General features: G+C 57.9%; 3 protein-coding genes. 2 read left to right on the top strand and 1 reads right to left on the bottom strand.

Going from position 1 to position 3,912, the window contains the following annotated elements:
- Both QNK41_RS16380 and QNK41_RS16375 read left to right on the top strand, forming a co-directional pair.
- The coding region (locus QNK41_RS16380; RefSeq protein WP_319258837.1) for an SDR family NAD(P)-dependent oxidoreductase at positions 1-2,611 on the top strand (2,611 nt) is incomplete at its 5' end.
- Positions 2,608-3,321 carry a fumarylacetoacetate hydrolase family protein gene (locus tag QNK41_RS16375; protein ID WP_319258835.1) on the top strand — a complete coding sequence of 238 codons (714 nt, stop codon included), beginning with the start codon at positions 2,608-2,610 and terminating at the stop codon, positions 3,319-3,321. The genes QNK41_RS16380 and QNK41_RS16375, both read left to right, overlap by 4 nt.
- Before the next feature lie 8 nt (positions 3,322-3,329).
- On the opposite strand, the gene QNK41_RS16370 is transcribed toward QNK41_RS16375, so the two are convergent.
- Positions 3,330-3,912: ACT domain-containing protein (locus QNK41_RS16370; RefSeq protein WP_319258832.1), on the bottom strand; the 583-nt coding region annotated here is incomplete at its 5' end.

Raw genomic sequence — 3,912 nt, 5'->3', positions numbered from 1 at the left:
CATGCTGGGGCTGGACATGGACATCGAGGCGGATTTGGGCATCGACTCCATCAAGCGGGTGGAGATTCTTTCCGCAATGGAAGAACGCATGCCCCACCTGCCCCAGGTCACACCGGACATGCTGGGCACCCTGAAGACCCTTAGCCAAATCTGCACGTATCTTTCCGCAGGCGATGACAAGACGGCGATCGGCACCCGCGCATGTTCGCCGATTCAGCCGGCAACGACGAATCGGGAGCCATCGGATACGATACCCCGTCAGGTCATCGATGTCGTCGAATCCCCGAAGAAGCCCGGTCGCGCGCTTCGTATCGAATCGGGTCGCTGGATCGGTGTCCTTGGCGACAACTCCCCCATGGCGCAATCCATGACCCACCAGTTGGAAAAAACGAAAATCGACGTTCGCCTGCTTGCCTCCGATGCAGCGGGCGACGCGGCGAACTTTGCCGGGGCGGCGGGCTTGATCCTCTGTGGTTCGACCGATCCCGAAACCGCTTTTTTGGCAGCGAAACACGCCGCTCCGGAATTATTGGGGGCAGCAGCACGCGGTGATGCCCTGTTTGCGGTGGCCACACGCATGGATGGTGCCTTCGGTTTTACGGGAAACGCCTTCGACACTCCCGAACAGGGCGCGCTGGCGGGCCTGGTCAAGACCGCCGCCCTTGAATGGGAGGCAGTAATCTGCCGAGCCATTGACTGTTCCCCTGATTTTGCAAATCCCGATGCAGCCGCACAACAGGTTGTTGCGGAGCTGCTGGACGTCTTTGACCACGATCCGGTGGAGATCGGTGTGCGCCCTGATGGCCGTGTGACATTGAAACCGGTTCCCGCCCCGATAGCTGAGGGTCCAGTCCTCCTGGATAATAAAGATGTAATTGCCGTTACCGGCGGCGCCCGCGGTGTAACGGCCGATTGCGCCCTTTACCTGGCCCGGACTACCGGTGCTTCCATCGCCCTGATCGGTCGATCGGCACCGTTATTTAAGATCCCCGACTGGCTCGCAGGCGTCCGCGACGAAGCGGCGATGAAAAAAGCCATCCTTGACAATGCGTTTACGGGGCCCAAACCCACACCGCAAAAACTGGAGGACGCCTATCGGAAGCATGCGGCCAATCTCTCCATCGCCCGAACCATCGACGCACTCAAGGCCTCGGGAGTCAATGCCGGCTATTTCAACGCAGACGTTACCGATCGGGAGAGCCTGCATAAGGCGGTCGACACCATTGAAAACCAACTGGGTCCCATCACCGGTCTGGTCCATGGCGCCGGCGTGCTCCACGATCGACTGATCGTGGACAAAACCGTCAAGCAGTTCCGGCAAGTTTACGCCACTAAAGTGGGTGGCTTAAAAAATCTGCTGTCCGTCACCCGATCGGACAACTTGCGCCACCTGGTCCTGTTTTCATCGGTCAGCGCCCGCACGGGAAACATCGGCCAATGCGACTATGCCATGGCCAACGAAGCACTCAACAAGATGGCCCGGGTGCAAGCGCAGAATCATCCCGCATGCCGGGTGACCGCCATCAACTGGGGGCCGTGGGACGGCGGCATGGTGACACCTGCCCTTAAACGAGTCTTTGGCGCGAAAAACATCCAACTGATTCCTGTTGAAACCGGTGCGCGCCTGATGGCGGCTGAAATGAATAATGCCAATCCAGGCCCAGTGGAAGTCCTCATCGGCAGCATGCTAACCCACAAGACCGACGACGGACCGGCCGAATTCCCGGACACGCCCATGGCCCTGCTCGAAAGCCGCGAATTGGATCTTCAGCGCTACCCGGTGCTTGCCTCCCATATCATCGGCGGCAGACCGGTGGTGCCCTTTGCCCTGATTACCGAGTGGATCGGCCACGGTGCGCTCAAAGAAAACCCGGGCTATTCTTTGCACGGCATCGACGATTTTCGCCTGCTCAGCGGCATCCGCATCGAACAGGAAAAAAAACTGGTCCGCCTCATGGCCGGCAAGGCCAGAAAAAGCGGCGATGCATGGCAAGTAGATGTAGAGCTGAGAAACGGGGTTAAGAACGGCAAGGATGTGATCCATACGCGGGCCCGCGCACTTCTGGTCGACCGGTTTCCCACCGCCCCGGTATTTACCGGCAACGGCAGGAACGGCAGTCGCGCCTACCCCCGGGATTTGGATGCCATATATGGCCCGATCCTGTTTCACGGCGACCATCTGAGGGCAATCAAAGCCATTGACGACTATTCCGACCATGGCATGACGGCCCAGCTGACCGGCGCACCGAAACCCGAAGCGTGGATGCAGGATCCCATCCAGGGATGCTGGATGGCCGACCCCATGGTATTGGACGGCGCTTTTCAGATGGCCATCGTCTGGTGCTTCGAGCAGTCCGGAAAGGTCTGCCTGCCCAGTTATGCCCGCGCCTACCGCCAGTATCGTTCGGCGTTCCCGGCATCCGGCGTGACGGCGGTCATGTCTGTAACAGCGACCGGCCATCGAAAAATGATTGCCGATTTCACCTTTCTGGACGACGATCGACTGGTGGTCGCCACCCTCACCGGCTACGAGGCCACTGTTGATGAATCCCTCATCCATGCCTTTAAAGAAAATACATTAAAATCAGTTTTTAAAGAGCATATCCAGTGATCAAGCTGCCAATTAAAAACCGTCGTGACACCTACACCGTCAATCCGACCAAGCTCATTGCCCTGGGGTTGAACTACCGGGCCCACATCGCCGAAAGCGTTTCAGTCAAAGTCAAGGGCTTCACCGACGAGATACCCAGCGAACCCCTGCTTTTCCCCAAAACACCCAACGTGCTGGTCGGGCCGGATCAAGCCATCGTCATTCCACAATTTTTAAAGGATTACGGATTCAAGACCCTGCGGACCGATTACGAGGCGGAACTGGCGCTGATCATCGGCAACCGGTGCAAGGATGTTCCAGCCGCCGATGCCTTGGGTCAGATTTTCGGCTACACCTGCATGAACGACGTCAGCCAGCGGAATATCCAGAACGGTGACCGCACCGGATGGTACCGGGGAAAATCCCTTGACACCTTCGGCCCCATCGGCCCGCAGGTCGTGCTGGCGCGGGACCTGACCGACCCCCAGAACCTGAACATCTTCTGCCGCCTTAACGGGACGACGGTTCAAGAGGGCAATACCCGCCAGATGATATTTGGCATTCCCGAGATCATCGCCTTCGTCTCCCGAAACTTCACCCTGATGCCCGGCGACATCATCCTCACCGGCACCCCGGCAGGCGTGGGGCCCCTAAGCCATGGCGACACCATCGAAGTGGAGATCGAACATATCGGGGTGTTGAAAAACACCGTTATCGATGAAACGGTCTGATTATTAAATCACAGTTCCAACGACGTCACCGAGTTGACCATCTTTGCCGAACGTAGTTCTTCGAGGGCATCGGGGGGGACCGGGGCATCGGTCTGCAGAAATATGATGTTGTGGTCACCATCCTTTTCCTGCCCCACGACCATCCGCCCGATATTGACGTTGTGCCGTCCCAAGGTGGTTCCGATCCCACCGATTGCTCCGGGTCGATCCTGGTTGAAGATCAACAGAATATGTCCTTCGGGCACCAGTTCCAGGCGAAAATTGTTAATCTTGACCACCTTTATTTCGCTTCGGCCTATGATGGTGCCGGCAACCAGATTCTCACCGGCGTCCGAAGTCACCCGCAGGGTTATCAGGTGGGTGTAGTCTTCGGCTTCCGATGTGGTAGACTCAATGATTTTTATGCCCATCTCTTGGGCCACCACCGGGGCGTTGACGAAGTTTACCGCGTATTTCACCATCGGCGTGAGCAGTCCCTTGAGAATGGCCGTGGATACCGGATCCATGTCCATGCCCTTGAAATCGCCAGTATATTCGATGGTCACCCCTTTGACCGGCCCGCCTGCCAGCTGGGCCTGCAAACACCCCATC

This window comes from Desulfosarcina sp., assembly GCF_033791525.1.
Lineage (GTDB): Bacteria > Desulfobacterota > Desulfobacteria > Desulfobacterales > Desulfosarcinaceae > Desulfosarcina.
Note: the sequence above shows the minus strand (reverse complement) of the source record. Positions and strands in the feature narration are given on the sequence as shown.